Source organism: Mycoplasma parvum str. Indiana (genome assembly GCF_000477415.1).
GTDB classification, from domain to species: domain Bacteria; phylum Bacillota_I; class Bacilli_A; order Mycoplasmatales; family Mycoplasmoidaceae; genus Eperythrozoon_A; species Eperythrozoon_A parvum.
The window spans coordinates 1-22488 of the sequence record NC_022575.1 but is presented as its reverse complement, the minus strand read 5'-3'; the positions used below and the strand labels follow the sequence as shown (position 1 = coordinate 22488).

General features: G+C 25.2%; 22 protein-coding genes and 7 tRNA genes. 8 read left to right on the top strand and 21 right to left on the bottom strand.

Translation table 4 applies throughout. The annotated features are described in order from the left end of the window. Nucleotides 1-71: 71 nt before the first annotated feature. Together PRV_RS00140 and PRV_RS00135 are read right to left on the bottom strand one after the other, a co-directional pair. Nucleotides 72-1523: an aldehyde dehydrogenase family protein gene (locus PRV_RS00140; RefSeq protein WP_022768732.1), complete on the bottom strand. Its 1452-nt coding sequence runs from the start codon at nucleotides 1521-1523 to the stop codon at nucleotides 72-74. Nucleotides 1524-1543: 20 nt separating this feature from the next. Further along, entirely contained in the window at nucleotides 1544-2770 is a 1227-nt protein-coding gene (locus PRV_RS00135; protein ID WP_022768728.1) for a DUF2179 domain-containing protein, read from the bottom strand. A 151-nt stretch (nucleotides 2771-2921) separates the two neighbouring features. Here PRV_RS00135 and PRV_RS00130 point away from each other — a divergent pair. The 5 genes from PRV_RS00130 (at nucleotide 2922) to PRV_RS00110 (ending at nucleotide 3350) form a co-directional block, all read left to right on the top strand. After that, nucleotides 2922-2996 (top strand) — tRNA-Asn (locus tag PRV_RS00130). A gap of 8 nt (nucleotides 2997-3004) precedes the next feature. Further along, nucleotides 3005-3080: transfer RNA gene (locus PRV_RS00125), tRNA-Glu, on the top strand. Between the two features lie 4 nt (nucleotides 3081-3084). Then, nucleotides 3085-3159, top strand: a tRNA-Val gene (locus tag PRV_RS00120). A gap of 2 nt (nucleotides 3160-3161) precedes the next feature. Next, nucleotides 3162-3236 (top strand) — tRNA-Thr (locus PRV_RS00115). 26 nt (nucleotides 3237-3262) lie between these two features. Beyond that, nucleotides 3263-3350, top strand: a tRNA-Leu gene (locus PRV_RS00110). A 23-nt stretch (nucleotides 3351-3373) separates the two neighbouring features. Here PRV_RS00110 and PRV_RS00105 read toward each other — a convergent pair. The 14 genes from PRV_RS00105 to secE all read right to left on the bottom strand — a co-directional run bounded on the left by PRV_RS00105 (nucleotide 3374) and on the right by secE (nucleotide 16183). Next, entirely contained in the window at nucleotides 3374-4798 is a 1425-nt protein-coding gene (locus PRV_RS00105; protein WP_022768724.1) for a replicative DNA helicase, read from the bottom strand. A gap of 53 nt (nucleotides 4799-4851) precedes the next feature. Continuing rightward, nucleotides 4852-5211: a 30S ribosomal protein S18 gene (rpsR, locus tag PRV_RS03090; protein ID WP_022768720.1), complete on the bottom strand. Its 360-nt coding sequence runs from the start codon at nucleotides 5209-5211 to the stop codon at nucleotides 4852-4854. Nucleotides 5212-5228: 17 nt separating this feature from the next. After that, nucleotides 5229-5723: a single-stranded DNA-binding protein gene (locus tag PRV_RS00095; RefSeq protein WP_022768717.1), complete on the bottom strand. Its 495-nt coding sequence runs from the start codon at nucleotides 5721-5723 to the stop codon at nucleotides 5229-5231. Between the two features lie 8 nt (nucleotides 5724-5731). Beyond that, nucleotides 5732-6157, bottom strand: coding sequence for a 30S ribosomal protein S6 (gene rpsF, locus PRV_RS00090; protein WP_043896019.1), 426 nt, complete (start codon nucleotides 6155-6157; stop codon nucleotides 5732-5734). A gap of 20 nt (nucleotides 6158-6177) precedes the next feature. Continuing rightward, nucleotides 6178-6255 (bottom strand) — tRNA-Arg (locus PRV_RS00085). Nucleotides 6256-6304: 49 nt separating this feature from the next. Beyond that, nucleotides 6305-7678 (bottom strand): signal recognition particle receptor subunit alpha, encoded by a 1374-nt coding sequence (locus PRV_RS00080; protein WP_022768711.1) that lies wholly within the window; start codon nucleotides 7676-7678, stop codon nucleotides 6305-6307. Between the two features lie 8 nt (nucleotides 7679-7686). Then, nucleotides 7687-8877, bottom strand: coding sequence for a tyrosine--tRNA ligase (gene tyrS / locus PRV_RS00075; protein ID WP_236608085.1), 1191 nt, complete (start codon nucleotides 8875-8877; stop codon nucleotides 7687-7689). A 41-nt stretch (nucleotides 8878-8918) separates the two neighbouring features. Next, nucleotides 8919-9917, bottom strand: a complete 999-nt coding sequence (locus PRV_RS00070; protein WP_022768702.1) for a ribose-phosphate diphosphokinase — start codon at nucleotides 9915-9917, stop codon at nucleotides 8919-8921. A 24-nt stretch (nucleotides 9918-9941) separates the two neighbouring features. Further along, nucleotides 9942-11240, bottom strand: coding sequence for a phospholipase D-like domain-containing protein (locus tag PRV_RS00065; protein ID WP_022768698.1), 1299 nt, complete (start codon nucleotides 11238-11240; stop codon nucleotides 9942-9944). 309 nt (nucleotides 11241-11549) lie between these two features. Continuing rightward, nucleotides 11550-12836 (bottom strand): glucose-6-phosphate isomerase, encoded by a 1287-nt coding sequence (locus PRV_RS00060; protein WP_022768694.1) that lies wholly within the window; start codon nucleotides 12834-12836, stop codon nucleotides 11550-11552. Nucleotides 12837-12848: 12 nt separating this feature from the next. Further along, nucleotides 12849-13997, bottom strand: a complete 1149-nt coding sequence (locus tag PRV_RS00055; protein WP_022768691.1) for an aminoacyl--tRNA ligase-related protein — start codon at nucleotides 13995-13997, stop codon at nucleotides 12849-12851. A gap of 263 nt (nucleotides 13998-14260) precedes the next feature. Next, nucleotides 14261-14878, bottom strand: a complete 618-nt coding sequence (locus tag PRV_RS00050; protein WP_022768679.1) for a PTS sugar transporter subunit IIA — start codon at nucleotides 14876-14878, stop codon at nucleotides 14261-14263. Between the two features lie 16 nt (nucleotides 14879-14894). Further along, entirely contained in the window at nucleotides 14895-15914 is a 1020-nt protein-coding gene (nusG, locus tag PRV_RS00045) for a transcription termination/antitermination protein NusG (protein ID WP_022768671.1), read from the bottom strand. Between the two features lie 32 nt (nucleotides 15915-15946). Next, nucleotides 15947-16183, bottom strand: coding sequence for a preprotein translocase subunit SecE (gene secE / locus PRV_RS00040; RefSeq protein WP_022768667.1), 237 nt, complete (start codon nucleotides 16181-16183; stop codon nucleotides 15947-15949). A 95-nt stretch (nucleotides 16184-16278) separates the two neighbouring features. Here secE and PRV_RS00035 point away from each other — a divergent pair. The 3 genes from PRV_RS00035 (at nucleotide 16279) to PRV_RS03160 (ending at nucleotide 16973) form a co-directional block, all read left to right on the top strand. Continuing rightward, nucleotides 16279-16352, top strand: a tRNA-Gly gene (locus PRV_RS00035). Nucleotides 16353-16446: 94 nt separating this feature from the next. After that, nucleotides 16447-16599: a hypothetical protein gene (locus PRV_RS03070; protein ID WP_022768663.1), complete on the top strand. Its 153-nt coding sequence runs from the start codon at nucleotides 16447-16449 to the stop codon at nucleotides 16597-16599. Further along, nucleotides 16563-16973, top strand: coding sequence for an L-threonylcarbamoyladenylate synthase (locus PRV_RS03160; RefSeq protein ID WP_330216746.1), 411 nt, complete (start codon nucleotides 16563-16565; stop codon nucleotides 16971-16973). The genes PRV_RS03070 and PRV_RS03160 overlap by 37 nt, the downstream gene beginning before the upstream one ends. On the opposite strand, the gene PRV_RS00025 is transcribed toward PRV_RS03160, so the two are convergent. From PRV_RS00025 to PRV_RS00005, 5 genes are all read right to left on the bottom strand, one after another. Further along, the gene (locus tag PRV_RS00025; RefSeq protein ID WP_022768656.1) at nucleotides 16966-18183 is read right to left on the bottom strand and encodes an ATP-binding cassette domain-containing protein; all 1218 of its coding nucleotides are present in this window, start codon (nucleotides 18181-18183) and stop codon (nucleotides 16966-16968) included. The two genes, PRV_RS03160 and PRV_RS00025, sit on opposite strands and share 8 nt — an antisense overlap. Before the next feature lie 47 nt (nucleotides 18184-18230). Beyond that, on the bottom strand, nucleotides 18231-19301 hold the full coding sequence (locus PRV_RS00020; RefSeq protein ID WP_022768655.1) for an HrcA family transcriptional regulator: 1071 nt from the start codon (nucleotides 19299-19301) through the stop codon (nucleotides 18231-18233). Nucleotides 19302-19305: 4 nt separating this feature from the next. Further along, nucleotides 19306-20211, bottom strand: a complete 906-nt coding sequence (locus PRV_RS00015; protein WP_043896013.1) for a hypothetical protein — start codon at nucleotides 20209-20211, stop codon at nucleotides 19306-19308. Between the two features lie 8 nt (nucleotides 20212-20219). Next, complete coding sequence (locus tag PRV_RS00010) at nucleotides 20220-21371, bottom strand: beta clamp domain-containing protein (protein WP_022768653.1); 1152 nt, start codon at nucleotides 21369-21371, stop codon at nucleotides 20220-20222. A 76-nt stretch (nucleotides 21372-21447) separates the two neighbouring features. Then, nucleotides 21448-22488 (bottom strand): helix-turn-helix domain-containing protein, encoded by a 1041-nt coding sequence (locus tag PRV_RS00005; RefSeq protein WP_022768652.1) that lies wholly within the window; start codon nucleotides 22486-22488, stop codon nucleotides 21448-21450.

Genomic DNA, 22488 nt, shown 5'->3' with positions numbered 1-22488 from the left:
AAAGCTCTTAGAATTAACCAAAAGAACCTATTTTAAATTTTAATAGCATTTTTTAATGAAATAAATAAAAACTAAATATTTTTTTCTTTAAAAACTATTCCTCTAAATTTAGAGAAAAAATATAGTGAATTAATTATTCCTTGTTCACTATTTCCTGACTTCTTTGAGGCAGGAAAAGGAAATAAGTCGGGAGATCTAGCTGGAGCTAGATTTAAATTTACTCTTCCAACATCTATTTTTAAAGCTATTTCTCCGGCAAACTTTATATTTTTACTAAAAATAGACGCTTGAAGACCATAACCTAAATTATTTATTTGGAAGATAGCATCTTCCAACTTATCATAAGTTATTATTGCTAGAATAGGTCCAAATATTTCCTGAGCAGCAATTATCATATTTGAACTTATATTAGAAAAAATTATGGGAGAAATAAATAAATCTTTTTGATTTTCTCAATTAATAGAAGAGCTTAATAAAGATGCTCCTTTATTTAAAGCATCTTTATAAGCTTCTTCTACTTTTTTTAAAGCTTTTATATTAATTAGAGGAATATTATCTAATTTAGCTTTCTTTAAGCTTTCCAATAAACACGAAGAAAATTCTTCCTCCAATTGTTTAGGTATAAAAACAGCTTTAATAGAGGTGCATCTTTGCCCACTACTATTAAAAGCTCCTTTAATTATCTCTTTAACACTAATTTTTAAATCTGCATCATCTAATAATAAAGCTGTATTTAAAGCACTTAATTCAAGTGCTTGTGGAATTCCCGAAAGAGTTTTTGAAATGGAAAAACCCGCTTCACTACTACCTGTAAAAGATAAAGCAGAAATTACAGGTTTTTCTTCTTTAATGAAATCATCAAGAGAGGAACCTCTTCCCACATAGTAATTTAATACTCCAGGAGTTATTAAATAACCATCTATGCTCAATTCATTAAATATTTTTGCTACTAAATATCCCGTTATAGATCCATTAATTGAGGATTTCTGAATTACTGAATTACCCATTAAAAGAGCTGGAACTATTTTAGTAATCATAGTATTCAATGGATAATTAAATGGAGTAATAGAGAGAACTACTCCTAGAGGAACTCTGTAATATAAAGCTTGAATATCAACCGATAAAAGAGAATATTTTTCAGAATTATATTCTCTAGGATTTCTTATATGTGAATTGAAAAAGTGAATACTTTCACTAATATATTCACAACTTCTATCTATTTCTTTTTTAGCATCTATTTCACTTTTACCACTTTCCAATCTAATTACTTGAATTAATTCTCTAGAATTTTCTTGCAATTTAGAGCTAAAAAGAAAAAGAAATTTCTCTCTAGTATCATAATCTAAAGAACTTCATTTTTCAAAAGCTTCTTTAGAGCTTTCGAATAATTCTTTAGTTCTTTTTTTATCTAAACAAGGAATTAGACCAATACATTCTTGATTTAATGGAGAAATTACTTCTATTGTTGGCAAACCTTCTGAAGAAATAAGCTCTCCATTAATAAAAGCACTAATCTTATACATACAGTTACTCAAAATCTTTTTTAAATGCCAATTCTGGCATTTAAAGATTTAATAGGTACTGAACAAATAAAACAATTCTTATCTATTTTCCTAACTATTTTAACTAACTCCTGTAATTCAATAAGTAAGCACACAAACTCTAATTGAGTTTGTGATCTTAAACTATAACTACCATAAGAAGGTATTATAGTAAAGCTATGTGGAAATTTTCTATTAATTAATTCATTTCTTATTTCTAACCACATAGTAGTAAAGATTTTTACATTAATGAAATTAAATCTTGGATAAAAAACACTAAAAATAAATTTCTTTACAAAGTTAGCTGCAAGGATAGCAAAAAATAGAGGAGAAAAGAAGTTATATACATAAGAGCTACCAACTCCTCCATGTTTGCTATTATCTCACTTTAGAGCTCATGGTAAATAACTTCCTAAAGTATATGACATAAATGAAAAAAATAATCCAGTATACATAATTAATTTATTTGCGAAGTAAGACTTCGTCTTAAATAAGTAAAAAATAATTCAATCAATTCCTCCCCCACATGCTCCTAAAGCATATAGGAGGGAAGCTAATAAAGAATTTAAAGCTGCATAGACTATAGAATATAGGAATAATAGAATTACGCCATTATTTGTCGCTTTCTTTGCGACACTATTATTGTATGTAGGTCTAATAGTTTCTCAAATGAGAAATTTACTATTAATGCTATCTTCTGCATAACTACCATTCTGCTGACAAGTTTTAATATTCTTGAAAGGATCGGAAAAGAGATAAAAATCTTTTAGATTTAAAGTTTCTTCTAAATTGCTTCATATTAGACCAGTAATGGTAGCCCCAACAATGAAGATAACACTATATTTAGTCATCTCTTTGCCTATCCCTTTAAAAGTACATATAGCTAAAGCTATATTCATAATACTATTTACTACTCAAAAGAGTAGTAAATATACTATATCTACTGCTTTACTACCATTTCCCATCTGACTTTTTGACAATCTAGCTATAGATTGTCAGATAGAAAACATTCCGGGGCTATAAAGACCTATTTTTTCTACAAAAAAGAAGTTAAGAGTACCTGAAAAGAAAGAAAGAAGTAAAATGAGCATTATTTTTTTCTTTTTGTCTTTTAAAGTTCAAAAATACTGAAAAGATAACCCTCCAGTAACTTTGAAAGTTAATTGTTTAGTATCAATAGAATCTAACTTTGCTTCTTGATTGTTATAAGAAGTATTAAAAGTTGACATTAAAAAATTAGAAGTTTATTAAATTAATATGAATTACTAACTTATTGTTTACCTACTTTAAAATCTAAAATTTAAAAGATTTAGAGATTCTCTAAACTATCTTTTAAAAATCAATGTTTAGAGATTAAATCTTTAATTTATTTTTAAATATGGCCATATAGCTCAGTGGTAGAGCAAACGGCTGTTAACCGTTTGGTCGCAGGTTCGATCCCTGCTGTGGCCGCCAATTTTAAAGGTCTGTTGGTGAAGTGATTAACACACATGCCTTTCACGCATGCATGCATGGGTTTGAATCCCATACAGATCGCCAAATTGGAATGTTAGCTCAGCGGGAGAGCAACTGCCTTACAAGCAGTAGGTCAGGGGTTCAAATCCCTTACATTCCACCATTGCCGGATTAGCTTAGTAGTAAAAGCGTTCGACTTGTAATCGAATGAGACGGGTTAGAATCCTGTATTCGGCACCAGTTTGCCGAATACAATTGAAAGCAGTGCGTTTATGGCGGAACTGGCAGACGCGCTAGCCTTAGGAGCTAGTATCTTAATAAGATGTGTGGGTTCGATCCCCTCTAAACGCACCAATTTACTAGAAGAAATATAATATCTAACGATTTAAAGAGAATCTACCCAGAGTTTTCTCTAGTTTAAATCGAATGCTACCGACAGGTCCATGTCGATTTTTTCCTATCTTTAGAACAATTTGTTCTAAAGAATTATTTCTTTCATTGCTATCCTCTTCAAAATCTTCTTCTTCATTAACCTGTTTAATTGCAGGATATAGAAAAATAACTATATCAGCATCTTGTTCTATAGAGCCTGAATCTCTTAAATCAGATAACATAGGTATTTTTTCATTTCCCTTTCTCTCTTCTAATTTTCTATTCAATTGAGAAAGGGAAAGAATGCATATATCTAGTTCTATAGACAATATTTTTAATTGTCTAGAGATAATACTTATTCGTTGATGAGTACTAATATTATTTAATTCTTTATCTAAAGGCAAATTGATTAATTGAAGATAATCAATTACTACTAATTTAAGTTCATATTTACGACTTCAAAATTTAATTGTTGCAATTATCTTATTTAAAGTAATATTTACATCATCACAAAATAATAAATTAGTTTTAGAAAGTTTTTGCTTAGTAGAATTAATAACTTCTAAATCTTGCGTTGATATAGATTTACCTTCCATTATTCTACTAAGAATGGAAAATTCAGTCTTAGAATCTAAAGAAATTAATTTTTCCATAAGAGCTTCATTAGTCATTTCTAAAGAAAAAATGCCTATAGCGCAATTTTTATCACTTTCTTTAGAAAACAATATTCTTGATAAATTATTTTCTATTAAATTTATAGCAAAAGTAGTTTTTCCCACTCCAGGCCTTGAAGCTATCACCACAAATTGTCCCGGCTTAAAACCTTTGATTTTCGAATCCAAAGTGGGAAAACCAGTTCTTAAATAAGAACTGTTTTTATCATTTTGATTTCTTTTTATTAATTCTTCATAAGATTGTAAGACTTCTGAAGATAATAAATAATTTAATTTGCTATTTTTAGTAGTAATATTGATAAATAAATCATGTCAATCTTGTACTGCTTTATCAATATTATTTTGATTTAATTCGGTTTTTTGTATTTCTTGAGATAAATTATTTAATTCTTTTTTAACTCAATTATTTCGTAATATTGATAAATATTTTCTGAAATTAATATATTGAGCCTCTCTAGGTAATGTTTCTAAATAAGTAGAACACTTATTTAGAAGCTCAATATCTTGATTATTATGTTTTTTTAATGTTTCATAAATTAAGATAGGGTCATAACCTCTACTTTGAACTTCCATATCTAAAAGCACTTTAAAAATTGCTCTTGATTCTTCTTTTTCAAAGAAATCAAGAGGAATATTCTCTAATTCAGAAAAATTAATAACTTCCAAATAGTTATATATATAAGAGGAAAGAATAGCTTTTTCAGCTTTTTCTATCTCAATTCCACTTAAAACTTTTCTAGTTTTCTCCCCTCACATTGAGGAGGAAAAAACTTAATTAAAAAAAATTAATTAATAATTTATTTAAAAAATTATTCAGGAACAAAAGGCAAAAGAGATATATATCTAGCTCTTTTAATTGCTTGAGATAATTGATGTTGATGTTTAAGGCAATTACCTGAAATTTTATGAATCAATATTTTGTTATATCTCTTTAAATAATTTTTTAAAAATTCTGTATCTTTATAGTCAACTGTTAAAATACCCCTTCTACAAAGTCAACAAACTTTTTTAAATTTTTTATTTCTTCTTAATCTTGGATTTCTAGTAAAATAGTTTGTTTTATTTTCAGAAGAAAGTTGAACTTGTTCTTCCTGTTTATTATCTTGATTATTAATAGGAGTAGAATTATTTTCTTCTATTATCGTTTTATCTTTCTCTTCTACTTTCAAATTAGATATTTTTAATGTTATGTAGAAGAAGATTCACTAGATTTATAAATTTCACTTAAATCTAATTCTATTTCTTCATTAGATTTGCAAGTTTCTGCACTAGTAATAATTTGTTTACTTTGATTATGCAATAAATCTTTATCTTCTAAATTACTATCAGTAGAGATAGTACCAGAATCAAAATTTCTATGTAATTTTTGATATAACATTTCTATTTTCTCCACTTGTAAATCTATTCTTTTAACTACTCTACCTTCCATATTAGTGTAGTTATTAGTGTAAAGAGTAAATTCTATAAAAACACTATCTCCCTTCTTTAAATAAGTGGAAATATATTGTGCTCTTTTCCCCCAAGCTATACATTGAAAAAAATGAGTTTTTGCACTTTGATTAATTCTAGTATAATTTTCACTACAAGCAACAGAAAATCTAGAGTAATCTAAAGAAGAATTAGTAATTCCTGGAACTGGATCGGAAGTAAAATTTCCTATTAAATAACCTCTAGGTAACAAGTTCTAATTTATATTGTTTGTGAATAATTTTTCTGTGGAGCTCTATCATAATTTCTACTTTGTCTTTTACTTCTGAATTCTTCATATTTTTGCGCTTTTCTCTGCGCTTTAGCAATTTTTTTAGGATTAATACTATTTTTATATCCATAAGTTTTTTCTAAATTAATAACTAAATATCTTAAAAATTGATGATTTAAAGAAAATAATCTTTTGAATTCCTCTATTTTTGAAATATCATTTGTTTCAAAATTAATTAAATATCTATGAGCATTCTTTCTTTTTTTAATTGGATAAGCTAATTTAACAGCTCAATTAATAATTAATTTATAGTCACTTTCTTTTTCGAAGAGAGCTAATAAAGGAGAAACAACTTTATTAGCTCCTTCTTCATCATATTCAGCATCTATTAAAAACATTATTTCGTACTTAGACATTTTGAATTAATTAATAAAAATGGCGTAGCAAGAAGGACTCGAACCTACAGCCGCAAACTTAGAAGGTTTGTGCTCTATCCCAATTGAGCTATTGCTACACTTCTAACCCCTGAGATTATTATATTTTTTATAATAACTAGTTAATTATTATTTCATGAATGAAAAAAGATGATTTCAATCCATTTGATTTCCAGCTAATTTTTTACTCATTTCTTCAGATTTTTTCTTACTTGCAGCTCATTTAGCTAATAATTGATTTAATTCTTCTGGTTTTCTACCAGAACCTTTAATAACTCTAACTCTTCTACTACTTTCTGTTTTAAAGACTTTAGGATTTTTTTTTTCATAATCAGTCATTGATTGAACTAAATATTCCCAAGCTATAAATTCATTTTCTAATCCCTCTAAATTAGTCGAAGTTATAGAAGATAATTTTCCTAATTTAGGAAACATTTTAAGCACTCCGCTAAAAGAACCTATCTTTTTAATTTCTTTAAATTGTTTAATTAAATCTTCTAAATCAAATTTACCTTGCAAAAATTTGAAAAACATATCTTCTGCACTTCCAGTATTAACACCTTTATCAACAATTTTGTCAGCTAAACTGACTAAATCTCCTTCTCCTATAACTCTAGAAACAATTCTATCTGGATAAAAAGGTATTAAATCTTGTATATGTTCCCCTTCACCCAAAAATTTAATAGGAAGTTTTAAAAAATAATGAGAAGATAAAGCTGCCCCTAATGGAGATAATGAATCTGATTTAGTAACAATAATACTATCTATATGGATAGTATTATAAAAAATATTTACTATATCCAATGATTCTTGTCCTGATAGGGCATCTATAACAATAATTGTTTCTGTAGGCTCTATTAAATTTGATAACTTTTTTAAATAATCTAAGCTCTCAGGGGAACTTGGCAGAATACCCCCGCTATCAAAAAGAATAGCTTGAGAAGTCTTTGAACTTAAAAATTCCTTAAATTTATTAACTTCTTCAGTAGAAGTTAATTCTGGAATAAAAGAAGATGGAATATTTCAAGGAGTAACTAATTGTTGAAGCTGCTCAAATGCAGCTGCTCTATTGTAATCTAAACTAACTACTTCAATATTTTCAAGCTTCTCTTTTTTCTGTAAATAATAAGCTAATTTTCCTACTGTAGTAGTTTTACCTACTCCATTTACACCAACTAATAAATATTTGTTAGTCCCTTTTCTTTTTATTTTTAAAACTTCTGATTTCTCCCCTAATGATTCAATTAATTTATCCCTAATTCTTAAATAGAGCTCTTTTTGAACTTCTTCTTTTCCTAAAAAAATCTTCTTTTCTTCCATTAAAACATCCTTCAATTCTTGAAAGAATTGAGTAGCCACCTTTAAATTAACATCAGATTTAATAAATTCTTCTTTTAAATCCTCAAAAATAAGATCTATATCTTTTTCAGTAATTCTTTTAGCCAAAAAATTATGCTTAATTTTTCTAGTTAAGATTTTTTGAATTATATTGGCTAGTAGCATATTATTACTTAATTTTTATTAGAAAGGTGAAAAATACCAAATTCTTTTTCACCTTTCTTAATTAAAAAATAAGAAGAATTGGATAATTCTGGTTTTAACATTTCTTTATGATTTTGAAAATAATAAGAAAAACAAGAAACACATCTCTCTTTTTCTATTAATCTTTTAGACTCACTATGAGAGGAAGAAAAGCCTAAATTAATTAATATATTAGAAATATTATTTAATTCTTTTGACTGATAAGAAGGTAAAATTTTGAATAATTCTTTGTAATCAGTCTCAGTAAAACTATTATTTTTTATCTCTTCTTTAGAAAATAAAAAAGAAGAGATTTTTTTAATTACTTGAAATTTCTCCTTAGAATAAACCCCACAAAATAAATTTTCAATTATCTTTTCTTTCTCTTTTTGATTTATTTTTTCTCCCACATTCAATTCACTATTGAATAAAAAAATGGATAATTCTTTTAATTTATCATCAGATAAATTTCAAAAATATTGATATACCTTATAAGGTGAAGTTAATTTTTCATTTAAAAAGAGTGTATTTTTGCCACTCTTTCCAAATTTAACTCCATTAGAGTCAGTTAATAGAGGAATAGTAAAACCCCCTACCAATAAATTAGATTCTTTCTTTTTAATAAATTCAATACCTGTAGTAATATTGCCTCATTGGTCTTGCCCTCCCATTTGAATGGCAATATTCTTATTTTTTACTAAGTTATAAAAATCATAAGATTGCAATACTGGATAAAAAACATCTCTTAATGTTAGACTATCTTGTGATAGTCTACAACTTAAAAAATCTTTGGATAATAGAGTAGATAATTTGAAGTGCTTAAGTAATTCAGAAATTGTTTCTATAGAAAATTCTTCATAAAAAGAAGAATTTAGAACAATTTCTGAATTAGGGCAAAGCTTTTGTAATTGTTCTTTAATTCCCGACAAATTATCTTTAATTTCTTTTTCTCCTAATATATTTCTATCTTCTTTTCTTCAAGAAGCATCTCCTATTTTAGTAGTAAAATCTCCCAAAATTAGTACTGTTTGAATGCCAAATTCAGAAGCTTTATTGAGCACTAATAATAGAAGATAATGCCCTCAATGAAGAGAAGGGGCGGTTAAATCAAAACCTAAATAGATTCCACTTCCGGAATCTATTAAATTAGCTAAATTACATAAAGGGGTAGAGTTATAAATTACTCCACTTTCATAAAGAAAATTAATAAAATTTGATTTTTTTATTTTCTGGCTCTATTTTCAATTATTTTTATTGCTCAATCTTCATAAATCTTGGAAACCGAGCCACAACCTTTTTCATAAATTTTCATGACATTAAATAATAGTCTAGCAAGACTTACTATATTAATGAATTTATAAGTTTTTGGTACAGGAATGCTATCAGAAATTATTACTTTTTCTATTATTCCTTCTTCAAAAGCTTCTTCAAAAGCTTTTCAAGCATTTCCATTAAATAAAGCGTGAGTAGCACAAACTAAAACAGTTTCTGCTCCCAACTTTTTTAAAGTTCTAGAAGCTTTTAGAACAGTACCACCAGTACCTATAATATCATCTAAAATTAAACATTTTTTGAAATTTACCTTTCCATAAATATTATGTTCCTCAATACTTCCCTCTTTATCTCTCAATTTTTCCATAATAACTATAGGTATAGAAAGTAAATTAGATAACATCCTTGCTTTTTTAGTAGCTCCAAAATCAGGAGATACTATAGTGAAATTCTTTATATCTTCTCCATATTCACTAATTAAATATTCCGCAAATAAAGGGGTAGTATAAAGATGATCTATAGGAATATTAAAAAAACCTTCTATTTGATCTGAATGTAAATCTACTGTAACTATTCTAGTGGCCCCTGAATTGCTGATTAAATCAGCAATTAATTTAGAAGTTATAGGAGATCTTTCCTCAGTCTTTCTATCTTGTCTAGCATAAGACAAATAATTAATTATTAAGGTAATTTCACTTGCAGAAGATCTTTTGCAAGCATCTACAGTAATTAATAATTTCATAATATTGTCATTCACGGGAGAAGAAAGACTATGAAAAATGAATACTTTTTTTCCTCTAACAGATACTGTAGGCTTGGAAAAATATTCTCCATCAGGAAACTCAAATAACTTTAAGGGAGAAAATTCAAGTTTAAATTCTTCCTCTAAAGTTTTCTTTAAAGATTCATCAAGATTTATAGCAAAATAAAGACTTTCTGAATTATTCATTAAATGTAATTTAAATTATTATTTTTATGAAAGAGCTTGACATCATCTTGCTATTCCAATATAAACATTAGGGAAAAGCCTCTTAGGCAAAACTAATTCATCATCCCTTAATCTATGGCTTTTAACCATAATTTCCTCAAATAATTTATTAGTTACTAATCCAGCCTCTTTATTTTTAATCACTAAAGCACTTTCAAAATTTCAATAGAAAGATCTGTAATCTCAGTTATAAGTTCCAAAATAAATAGTATTTTCATCTATTAATGTAAATTTCTCATGATTAAAACCAAAATATTCATAAATTTCTATATTACTATCTAAAAAATTAGATAGTATCTCTCTATGAACTCTCAAAATTCTATCATTTAAATCTGCCTCTTTAGGTAGAATTATTTGTACTTTTATTCCAGCTTTACTAGCTGTTTTTAAAGCATTCACAATATCTTGAGGGGGATAAAAATAAGGAGTTGAAATCTTAATTGATTTTTTAGCTGAATAAATTAATTGAAGAATATTAGTTTTTATAGGTTGATTTTCCATTAAAGGGGAAGAATTAATTAATTGAATAGAAACATTTCCACACTTTCTTTTGGCTTGCGGGAAATAATAATTAGTATCTAAAAGAACATCAAATTCTTTATTATTTTCTCTAATTAATTCTCAATGATAAGTAAATAATAAATTCATTGAATTAACAATTTCTCCTTCCAAAAATAAAGATAATTCACTGGTTGGAAAAAATCTATCAGTTATATTGAAATATTCATCTGAAATGTTACAACTACCAAATAAAGCAAATTCATTATCAACAATAAACAATTTATTATGATTTCTGAAATTTCATCAAAAATCACCATTTCTTTTAAATAATGGATTAAATACTTTATATTGAATTCCCAAATTTTTTAATCTAAAAATCATTTTCTTAGAAATCTTTTTGTAATTTCCTCAACCATCAACAATTAATTTAATTGCAACTCCTTCTTGTATTTTTTGAGCAAATAGTTGTATTAAATAATTAAATATATATCCTTCTGAAAAGATATAGTATTCAATATGAATAAACCGCTTAGCTCGTTTAATCATATTGATAATACAAGTAATGTGTTCGGAAGATTTAATAACAAAACTTAATGAATTATTCCTACTTAAAGGTCTTTGATAAGAAGCATAATTGTATCTAATAACATTATCTAATTCATCTGTATTATAAGGTGATAAAGTGGTATAAAGTGTAGGAGATAATATCTTTTTCTCAAAACTTTGAATTCTCTCCATTTTTTCTTTATATTTATAAAGTAATTCTTCACTTAATTTATCCATTCACATTAAGAAATATAAGAATGGAAAAATAAAAGGGAGTAATAAAAAAGCAATGAAATAAAAGTGCAATAATAAATTACTTTTTTTGAAATTACTATATAATTTCAGAATTGCATATATTGTTAATAAATAATTCCCTATTAAAGCTAAAATAAATAGGGAAATTCCTATATATCGTTTCCCCCAGAGGGGGATACTAGCTATTAAAGCGCTAAAGAATAAGAGGGATAGTGTAAGTCCAAACTTTTTAAAATTACGGAGAGATCTGCAGCTATCAGAGTAATTTTTAATTTTGTAATTTTATTAATTTTATTCTCTTTTTAATAATTCAATCATTCTTCTCTTATATCCTTCAACACCTGGTTGATCAAAAGGATTTACTTCAAATAAATAAGCTGAAAACATTGCACTTAAACATAAAAAGAAATAGAAATATCCAAAAGTATAAGGAGTTCAATCTTGAAGACTTAATACTAAGGTATTAACTTTATTAATTCTCGCTTGATGAGCTTGAGCAGTTCCCTTCATAGCTGCATGATTCATTTCTAATAAACTAATACCTTTTAATCAATCTAATTGATCATCATTTTTAAATACACTTTCTCTTAGAAAAACTCTTTCTTTATCTCTTACTCAAATAACTGTTTCAAAAAAAGAAACATTTCCTTCTTGCAGTAATTGTCCTACAGAATGTAAATCTAGAGTATTATCTAGAATTACTGGCATTAATCCTTTTTCTTCTTTACCTTCTGATTCAGCAAATAATTGTTTTGCCTTTTCAAGAATACCATTCAATTGAGGTTCATAAGACACAAAACATTCATTAGCTAATTTCTTTTCATTAAAAAAATAATTTCTATATGCAGCATATTGAAAAGGAAGATTAAAAGAGAATTCCATATGATAACAATCTTTATGGCAATCTCTTGCCCCTCTAATTAATTCATTTCCTGAAATTCCGGCTAATATAGCCGGAACTAAACCCACAGGAGTTAAAGTTGCATATCTTCCGCCAATTCCATGTTTAATCTCAAAAATATGATATCCATGATTTTTAGATAAATTAAATAATTTACTATCAGCTTCAGTTACTGCAATAATATATTTAGAGTGATTTTCTCTTTCTCTATTAAATAACATCTCTCTAAGAATTCTAAAAGTAACAGCACTTTCTAAAGTACTGCCAGATTTAGAAATTATTACTATTGCAAATTTCTTATTTTTCAAATAATTTAATGTTTCTTCCACATATCTATTTGCAAAATAAGGAAGAAAGAAAATTTCCAATTCTCTCGGTTGAAATTTAGGTAATACAAAATCAAGTAAAGCCTTAGCTCCTAAATAGGAGCCTCCGGTTCCTATCACCACAACAGTTTCAACTTTATCGGCAACTCAATCATTTTTTATTTTTTGAATTTGATCAAAAATATCTGAATGATCTTCGTAAACCCAAGGAATCCAAGCTGTCATTTCAATTCCTTGAGCTTTTCGTGTTTGTATATTACTAAATATTTCTAATAATTTATGAGAATATTTCTTTTTCATTTCATCTAGAGAGATTGAAGAAATGAAGCTGAAATTCATTCCCACTGGCATTTTTAAAAAGAATTAATAACTTCTACCGAAGTATGCCAAACAATTAGCTTTTTTGCCACTAAAAATACAACTTTGAGCTGTATTTTTTAAATCTAACTCTTCTTTAATACATCTAGGAGAAAAATTGTATTTACATTCTTTAAATTGTCTTTCATTATCTAGCTCATTTAGTCAAGGTGCTAAAACCAAATAACCTTCTTGTATGAAATGAATTAGTTCATTCATCTTATAACTTTCTTTTATTAAATTTAACTTTTTGTTTTTACTTCTCTCGAATAACTCTGATTGATATTTTTTCGAAAAGCTTTCAATTTCACTCTCAAGTTTTGAAAGATCAATTTCATATTTTTCAGAATTTAATCTAGATTTCAATAGAATTTTTTTATTTTTTAATTCATTAACTCCAATAATTAAGGTTAAAGGAATTCCAAGTTGTTCTACTTTAATAAGTTTTTTTCCCAAAGAAGCAGCTGAATCATCTCAATAAATTCGATATTTATTCAATCTCTCTTCAATAGCAGATAAAAGATTTTTATCTTCATCACTATATCCTTGAAGAATTAAAACGGCAATATTTTCCTTAGATAGCTCTCAAGGAAGAATAATTCCTTTATCATCTTTGTGCATCTCCACTACAGCTCCGAGCAATCTAGTAGATGAACCTGCAGATAATTGATAGGGAAGCATTTCTTTATTTTGATTATTTCAATATCTAATGCCCATTAAATCAGAAAAGAAAGTAGATAGATTATGTGTAGTTGTTAATTGTAATGATTGACCATCCGGAAGAATGCATTCATTAGTTAAAGTTTTTTGAGCTCCAGGAAATCTTTCTAAAATTGTCTTCTCTCCGGAAATGAAATCAATACATAATAATTCACCTAATAATTTTTGATAAATTTCATGAATTGTTTTTAAATATTTATTTAAATCTTCTTGATTTTCATGTAAAGAGTGTAATTCTTGTCAATAAAACTCTTTACTTCTAAAAAATAATTTAGTATTTCTTTCTTCCCTATAAACGGAAGACCATTGATTTAAGAGAATAGGTAATTTACTCTCCCTCTCTTTAAATCTTTCTTTAAAGTAGTGAGAAAATAATATCTCACTAGTTGGTCTTAAAGCTATAACACTATTTTCTTTAGTTGTGTGTAATCTCATAATTTCATCTAAATCTAAATTCTTACTATTTTCACTTTCTTCTTTAAATTTTTGGAAAGGTATTAAACTAGGGAATAAAACATTTTGAACATTTAATTTAGCAAATTCAGTATTTAAAAAAGATTGAATTTGTTCTCAAATAAAATAACCTCTAGGATGTAAAAAGAAAGTACCGGATATTAATCCGGGACTAGCTAGTCTACCTTCTAGAAGGAGTGATTCGTACTTTTTGATAGAAAAGAAAAAATCAAATTAATTTTTACTTATTGAGAAGAAATTATTCTCATAATTAATTCTCCTTTTTCAACATCATCTCCATCTTTTTTGAGAATTTCAACTTTTTTATTTTCCATATTTTCTGTTTGCACTAATAAAGCTGAAATATCACTAGTTGGTTTTTCTTCCTCACTTATTTCACCTGAAGATCTTTTTTTCTCTTCTTCTTTCATAATTCTCCTAATTGTTTCCAAATTCATTTGACACAATACTTCTTTCTCTTTAATATCTTGTCCTTGTGCTCAAATAGTTTCAAAAGCTTTTTCCTCAGCAGGAATATTAACAGTATTAATTCCTAAATGTAACATCACTGCAATATTATGAATGCTTTCTCTAATGATATAAGCATGTTGTGTTCTAAATACTACCTCTAGTTTACCTCCTAATGGAGAAAGAATTTCCCCATTATCTTTAGGTTTTAATCCAAGACCTTCTCCCATATATCCTTCAGAAAAACCTTCATCAGGAATTCTTCTCTGAGACACTATAGTTCCGTCCATAGGAGAATAAATATTTACTACTTTAAAAACTTTTTCTGAACAACCACAAGGTTTCAGAAAGCTTTTAACTTTCTGAATTATTGTAGATAATAAACTACAAAGCATATCTAAAAATTTAATTTTAAAACTCTTTTAATTGTTCTGGTTTACATTGAATTGTTTGATTTCTACCAAAAAGATTTATATTAACTGTTACAATTCTTTCTTTTAAATCTATTGCTATTACTACTCCTTTTGTTCCCATTTCGGAAACAAATACAAAATCATTTATTCTTAATTTTTCTATTACGATATTTTCTCTACTACCTTCAAATGAAGCACTAAATATTTCTTTTTCTTCCTGCACTTCATTGACAAATACCTCTTTTTTGTCCATTAAGTGGATTCCTTCCTCATCATCATATTCATCATCTTTTGTATAAATATATGAGCTTTCATTAGTATGATCAGCTACCGGACCTGAAATAACTTCATATTCTTTTTCAGCTATATATTCCATCAAATTAGGGATTTCTTCTTTGACATTACTTTTCATTTTCTTAATGTCCTCTTCCGAAATTACCTTTAAATTAGGGAAATCTAAAAAAGTTAAACCTAGTAATCAACTATTGATTTTGGTAAATAAATCAAAATCACTCAACATATTAAAGAAAATGAAACATTTATAAGGTCTTTTAACTGTTAATTTAATTCTTTTGAAATTACCATTCTTTAACTTAACTCAAACAGAACTAGGACTATTTTTAAAAGCTAATTTAGGTAATTCTGAAGAATCATGAGTCATCTCTTCACTTTCAACTATTACTGTTTCTTTAAAAGAAATAATTTCTTTTACACAATCTGATAAATTATGTTGTCTCAATTTATCTCATAATGACTCTATTAATCTATCTTCATTAGCTATATAACTTCTAGCTACATATCACTGAAAGGGAATTCCAGTATTTTCTCTCTCTTCTTCCATTTTTAGATCTATTAAAGAAGAATAAGCTTGCCTTAATGACTCTAAATGAATATTCTTATCAGCTTTAGTCAATTTACTTAAAACTATTTCTTCGCTAAGCTTTTCATAAGAAGCTTCAATTTCTTCTATGGTAGCACTTTTTTTTATTTTGAGAATTTCATAGTACTTGTCTTCCAATCTAAATAAAAACTTTAAAAAATGTTAAAGAATTAATTACCAATTATGTAATTTTTAAATAAAAAAACTAAATAAAAGAAAATTGTTAAAACTCCAGTAATAATTAGAACAAAACAAGTTTCTTTTATTACTCTTTTTTTATCACTTCATTGAATTCGTTGAAAATTTTTAATAAATTCTTCAATAAAAGTAATTGCTCTCATTTTTCCATAATATCAATGAACTTGTCATCAAGAATATTCATTTAAAGTTCTTTCTTTTTCCTCCAATTTATTATTTATTTTTTACAAAATAAACTTTATTCTAAATAAATAATTTAATAAGGGTAGAATTTCTTTCTATCTTATTAAATTTTGAAATATTCGCAGAATTAGTTTAGTGATAAAATACAACCTTGCCAAGGTTGAGTCGTGAGTTTGATTCTCATATTCTGCTCCATATTATTTCCCTAACTGCTTTAAAATAAAAAAATAAATTATTTCTATTAAATATTTCTTTTATTAAAAGAAAAAACTCAATTAGTAATAAATTTATGAAAAAATTTTTAAGCAATTATGTAACTATTTATAGAACCTTAATGACTGGTAAAGCACTAGTAATTGAAACAGATACTCAAATTGCTTTAGTTTCTCTCAATAAAAATTTACTTTATGAAATGAAAAAAAGACCTTTAAAAAAAAATTAATCTTCTTTGTAAGTAAATTTGATCAACTACCTAATCCAATACCAGATGATTTAAAGGAAATTCTAAAGAGGTTCTGACCAGGACCTCTAACTATTGTTTATAAAGGCATTTCTTATAGAATGCCCAATAATCCCATAATTCTTAAATTATGTGAACATTTAGGACCACTTTATTCCACCAGCGCTAATATCTCAGGCTGCAAGCCTATAAAAAATTTAAGAGAGGCCAAATATATCTTTAAAACTTATAGAGATAAATTTATTATTGTTTATTCAGGCTGCCCTGTCTCTAATATTGCTTCTACTATTTATGATTACGATAGAAAAGAAATTCTTAGAGAAGGAGAAATCCCTAAATTGAAAATTTTTAATTAGTTGAAAAATATTTTTTCTTATTAAGTTCTAATCTAGCAGTTTTACTACCTAATTTAGAAATTGAAGAATAAATATCTTCAATTTCAAGACTTACCTTTCTAATTTCAAAGAAAATAATATTTTGTTCTGAACAATCTCTTTGAAATAATAAGAAATTTAATTTACCATCAAAAACACAATAAATTGAATTTTTCAATTCATTAATATAGTGTTTTTCACTATATTTTTCAAGAAGTTTTAAGCAAGTTTCATTATCTGAAGTAGAAATAAAATATTTATTTTTACTTTCTAATAGTAAATTTTCTAGAGAACCAGAATAATAAGTTTTACCTTCTAATAGAAGAGTACAAGAATTAGCATATGAAGCTAAATCAGAAAGTTCATGAGAGGTCAAAATAATTGCTCTTTCTTGCGCTTTCAATTTAAATAGAATTTCCAAAAGTTCTATCTTTTCTGAATGTTGTAACCCCAAAAGAGGTTGATCTAAAAGAATAATAGGAGAATCGAAAATTAAAGCAATTACTAATTGAGCTTTTCTTATTTCCAATAATGAAAGATCTATTATCATTGAACCTCTTTTATCTTCCAAACCAAAAGCTTTTAATTGAATATCTAAATAATTCTTCATGCAATTTTCTTCTACTCCAACTATTTGCAATTTAGTATTAATTACATCTTCAAGACTACTAAATAAATCAAAATCATGTTCATAACTAATACTTGCACAAACTTTTGTTATCTTAGAAATATCTCCTTTATAATCAATGGAATTAAATAGTATTTCTCCTTCATATTCTTCTTTGGAAATTAAACAATTAAATAGAGTTGTTTTACCAGAAGAATAAGGACCAACAATTACATGAAAATCACCAAAAAATACTTTAAAAGAAATATTAGTTAAAGAAGAGAGCTTTTTATTTCCATAATATTTTGTTAAATTATTAACTTCCAAAGCCGGAAAATTAAAGTCAAAAACTCCACTCTTAGATAATTTCTTAAAGAATGCAAAAGAACCTTGTTCTGCTTTAAATAATTCTTCTAATTTAAGTTCAGAAGAGTTTTCAGTGCTATCAAAAGCACTGAATATATTCTGATTTAAATAACTCTTTAGTTGTTTACTCTCTTTTTCTAAATCTTTATATTCTTTCTTTAACTGTAATAATTCACCTAACTTTCCCTCTTTTTTTCCTTTACGTGTAGACTCTGCCAAACTTACTAAATTAAAACTTAACCATTACATTTAGATCTTATTGTTTATTATTGTGTATTCAATACTAAATTATCATTAATAAATTCAAATAAACTCCTAATTAATAAATAATCCATACGTAAAGGACCTATAATAGAAATACTTCTAGTTTTAGCTTTACTATCCAAAATAGTAGTAGCTACAGAAATTCCATCCATAGCTCCTTCTAAATTAATTAGAGTTTTTCCAGTTCTAGAATAATTCAAATTTAATTGAGAAAAAGTTGAATAATCTTCCAAAACATTAAAAACTCTTTCTAAACTAATTTGATTATTTTTAACTTCTGGTTGAGAAATAATAGCATTCTTGTTATAAATTTTGAAAAAAGATTGCTCTTTATTTACAATATTAGAACAAATCTTAGCAATTATTGTTTCATAAACAAATTCATAGTGATGAACACTTTTTCTAATTCTAGGTAATAATTTATTAACTTCAATATTCACTTTTGATAATGGACATCCTACTAAATTTTCATTCAGTAGTGAAACACATGTACTCAAGTCTTCTTTTTCTTTAAATCTTTCTACTCAAATTTTGTCTTTATAAATTTCTCCAGAAGAAGTTACAGCAAGAATAATAAATTCATGAGTAGAAATTTCAACTAAATCTATTTTCTTTAATATTTCTAAATCTAAATTAGTTTTTCCAGATAAAACTATTGGTAAATTTAGGAAGTTAGAAATAATTTCAGCACTTTTATTTAAAGTATTATCAATTGATTCATTTCTATAAGAAAATAATTCAATTAATTTAGTCTTAATTTCTCCATCTACACTTTTTATTTTTCCCATTAAAGAATCTATATACAATTTATAGCCTTCTCTGGTGGGAATTCTACCAGAAGATTTATGTTCTTTCTTTAAAAAACCTTTATTTTCTAGAATTACCATTTCATTTCTTATTGTCGCTGAAGATCATTTAAAAAGTTTTTTTGATTTGATATTTAAACTACTAATAGCTTCTTTCTCATTTATATACATCTCTACTATCATTCTCATAATCTCTTTTTGTCTAGTATTCAAAGAATCTTTTTCATGAATAGGTAAATTTTTACATTTAACTGGATAAAAAGACATTATCCTAGAAATTTAAAAAAGAATTAGTGTAATAAAAGAATTTATTATTCTTTTTTTCTGCTCTTTTTTCTCTCAAATAAGAGAAAATAAGCTTTCAAGGAATGAATTTAAAGAAAGCAAATAATAAGAAAAGATCTATAGGGAAATTCATAGAAATAATTACAAAAGCAAAAATATTTAAAAAGTAATGTCATAACAAGCTTTGAATAGCTTGTCATGCATCTTTTTTTTGATTTATTACATTATTTTTTAAATAATTTCGATAATAGTTATGAATTCTTTGATAAAGATTTAAAGCAAAATAAACAACAATTGCTATTCAAAAAAAGCAAGCAAAAATAATTCCTTCAAACATAAAGTTATGTTCAAAAGATATTCCTTTAATTAATTGTTGATAAATAGAAAAAGCAATAATTACAAAAAAAACTATTAAAGAAACTCCAAAACTAAAAACATTTCCTAATGTTGAAAGTAATTCTTTTTTGACTTTTAAAAATTTACTATTTTCATATATTCCATAAGATAAACCAAATCTATCTCATCTCTTAATGGAATAAAAATATCTAAAAAATAATCTAATTTTTTCCATAGTGAAAACCAAAATTATTCCATAAACATATCTTCTATAGTTGGTCAATAAATTCTCAAAATCTTCAGAAATACTACTTCAATCTGAAATTACAAATTTCTTAAAAAATTCTCCAATATATTCAGGCATTCTAAAAACAATAAAAAATCTAAATACATATTCATACAAGAGATTTTTAATTTCTGTAGAAGTAAGAATGGCAATTACTATTACAGAAATAGTTATAAAAATATGTGTTAATATTTTGAAATTTTTTTCTTTTCTGACAAAAGTACTGAAATTAGTGTCGTAATTAAATATCGAATTATTAAGGATTTTCACTTATTTAATTAACTATATTTCAGAGGTAATATTATTTGTCTAAAATTTTTACCTTCTTCTTTCCCGAAAAGAATTATTGGTTTAAAAGGCTCTGAAATCATAAAAATTATTTCAGAATCAGGTATATTCTTCAATAATTGTTTTAAATGAAGACTATTTAAAGAAAAATCAATGAAATCTCCTTTCTTTTTATCAATTTCTATTTCTTCTTTTAAAAAACCTTTAGAAGAGTCTCTAAATTCTAGCACTAAATTATTGTCTATTATTTTGTAGAGAGTAATATTTAAATTTTTTTCTGAAAGCAATAGATTTCTATCTATTGCTGAAATTAAAACAGATTTATTTACAGAAAAATTAATTTTTTCTTGTAGAGAAAATAAGACTATTAAATTAGGATAACCACCAGAATAAAGTTTGGTTTTAAATCTTAAAGTTTCTGAAATAATAAATAAATAATCATTTTTTAAATAAAAATCAAGTTCTTTTAAATTATTTTCATTTTTAAATAAATTAACTATACTACCCAATACTTCTACGGGTAAATTAAATTCAAAATTATTCAATTCTTTTAGTTTTGGTAATTCAAAAATAGCTAAAAGAATTCTAAAAGAATCAGTTATAGTGATATTGATTTCTTCAGAAAAATTTTCTTTTTTGAAATTTATAGTATTAAAAACTGAATTTTTCTGCATTTGACTACTAGAACTTTTATAAAAATCTTTAAATTTTGAATTTATTAAATTCAGAAAATCAAATTCAAAAGTTATTTTTTTCATATCTTCTTCAATATGAATATCCTTAAATAATATTTTTTTAGTTAAGCAAATTAGATTACATTCAAATTTTTTTGAAGAAATTTGTAATAGAGAATTTTCTATTTTTTTGAAACATATTTCTTCAGAAGCTTTTAAATTTTCTAATATTGATAAAAGAATTTTTGCATTTATTACAGATTCTCCTTGTTTTTTATACTTAATTTCTTGATTTTTGAAAATTAATTTACATTCAGTAAATCCATTATTAGAAAAAAATAATAATTCATCTTTATGAGCTTTAATTAATATTTCTTCTTTATCTTGAGTTAAAAAATTAGTACTTATATTCATATTCAAAAAATCTCTAATCTTTGAATTAACTTTATTATTAATTGAAAAATGCATAATTAATTATTAATTAATAAATATATATAAATTAATTAATAATACAAAAACATAAATATAAAAATTAATTTATTAATTAAATTTGTATTAAAAAATCAAAATATTCTCTAAAATAATTACTTTCTCTTCTCTTATAAATTTTTTTAAGTGAATAAATTATTCCTGATTCACTTTTAAATAAAATTTTTGAAATATCTTGAATAGAAAAATTTAATTTTTCCTTCAAAATATAAATAATTTGATCTCTTTCAAAAACAATCTCTCTCTTTTTAGATTTACTTTTTATTTTTCTTAAATCAAAATTTTTTTTCTTACAAATAATTTCTATTTGTGAATTATTTTTATAGTTAATTAATTCTTTTTTTTCTTTTAAATTAAATAATTCATTTAATATTTTTTTTAAATTATCAATATCTAAAATTTTGACATTATATTCAAAACATTGCAAAAAGAAAAATAATTTAAATAATTTATTAATAAAAATTTTTAAATCTTTACCTAAATATAAAGACAAAAAAGAAATAGAACTTTCAGTAATTTTCAATTCATTGAAATATTTTTGAAGTAATTTTTTTATTATTTCTATTAAAAAAATAGAATTAGGAGAATTTAAATAAAAAATATTATTTTTATCAAAAAAAGAATTTTGATATTCAAATAAATTTTTATCTGAACTTTCTATAAAAATATTTAATTTTCCCTCTTCTTCTCTTTCTTTTTTAAGTAATTCAATTACTTTATAAAACTTACTTTTTGAATCTAATAATTCAAAATTATCTAACAATATAATATTTCATTTTTTTAAAAAAGAAATAAATAATTTTGAATTATTCAATAAATAAAGAAAATTTTTTTGAAAATTCTCTAAATCAATATATAAAAAATTCTCTAAATCTTTTAATAATCATTTAAAAAGATAAGTTTTTCCTGAACCTTTTTCCCCTAATATAAGATAAGTTTTTCCTGACCCTTCTTTTAATAATCTGTTTATTTTCGAGATAATTAATTTATTTTCTAAATTTTCTATATAAAAATCATTTTCAGAAAATCTCTTAAATTTAACTAATTCATTTATTAACTCTTTTTCTAACTTTTTAAAAAATTTTTTTTTCGACAA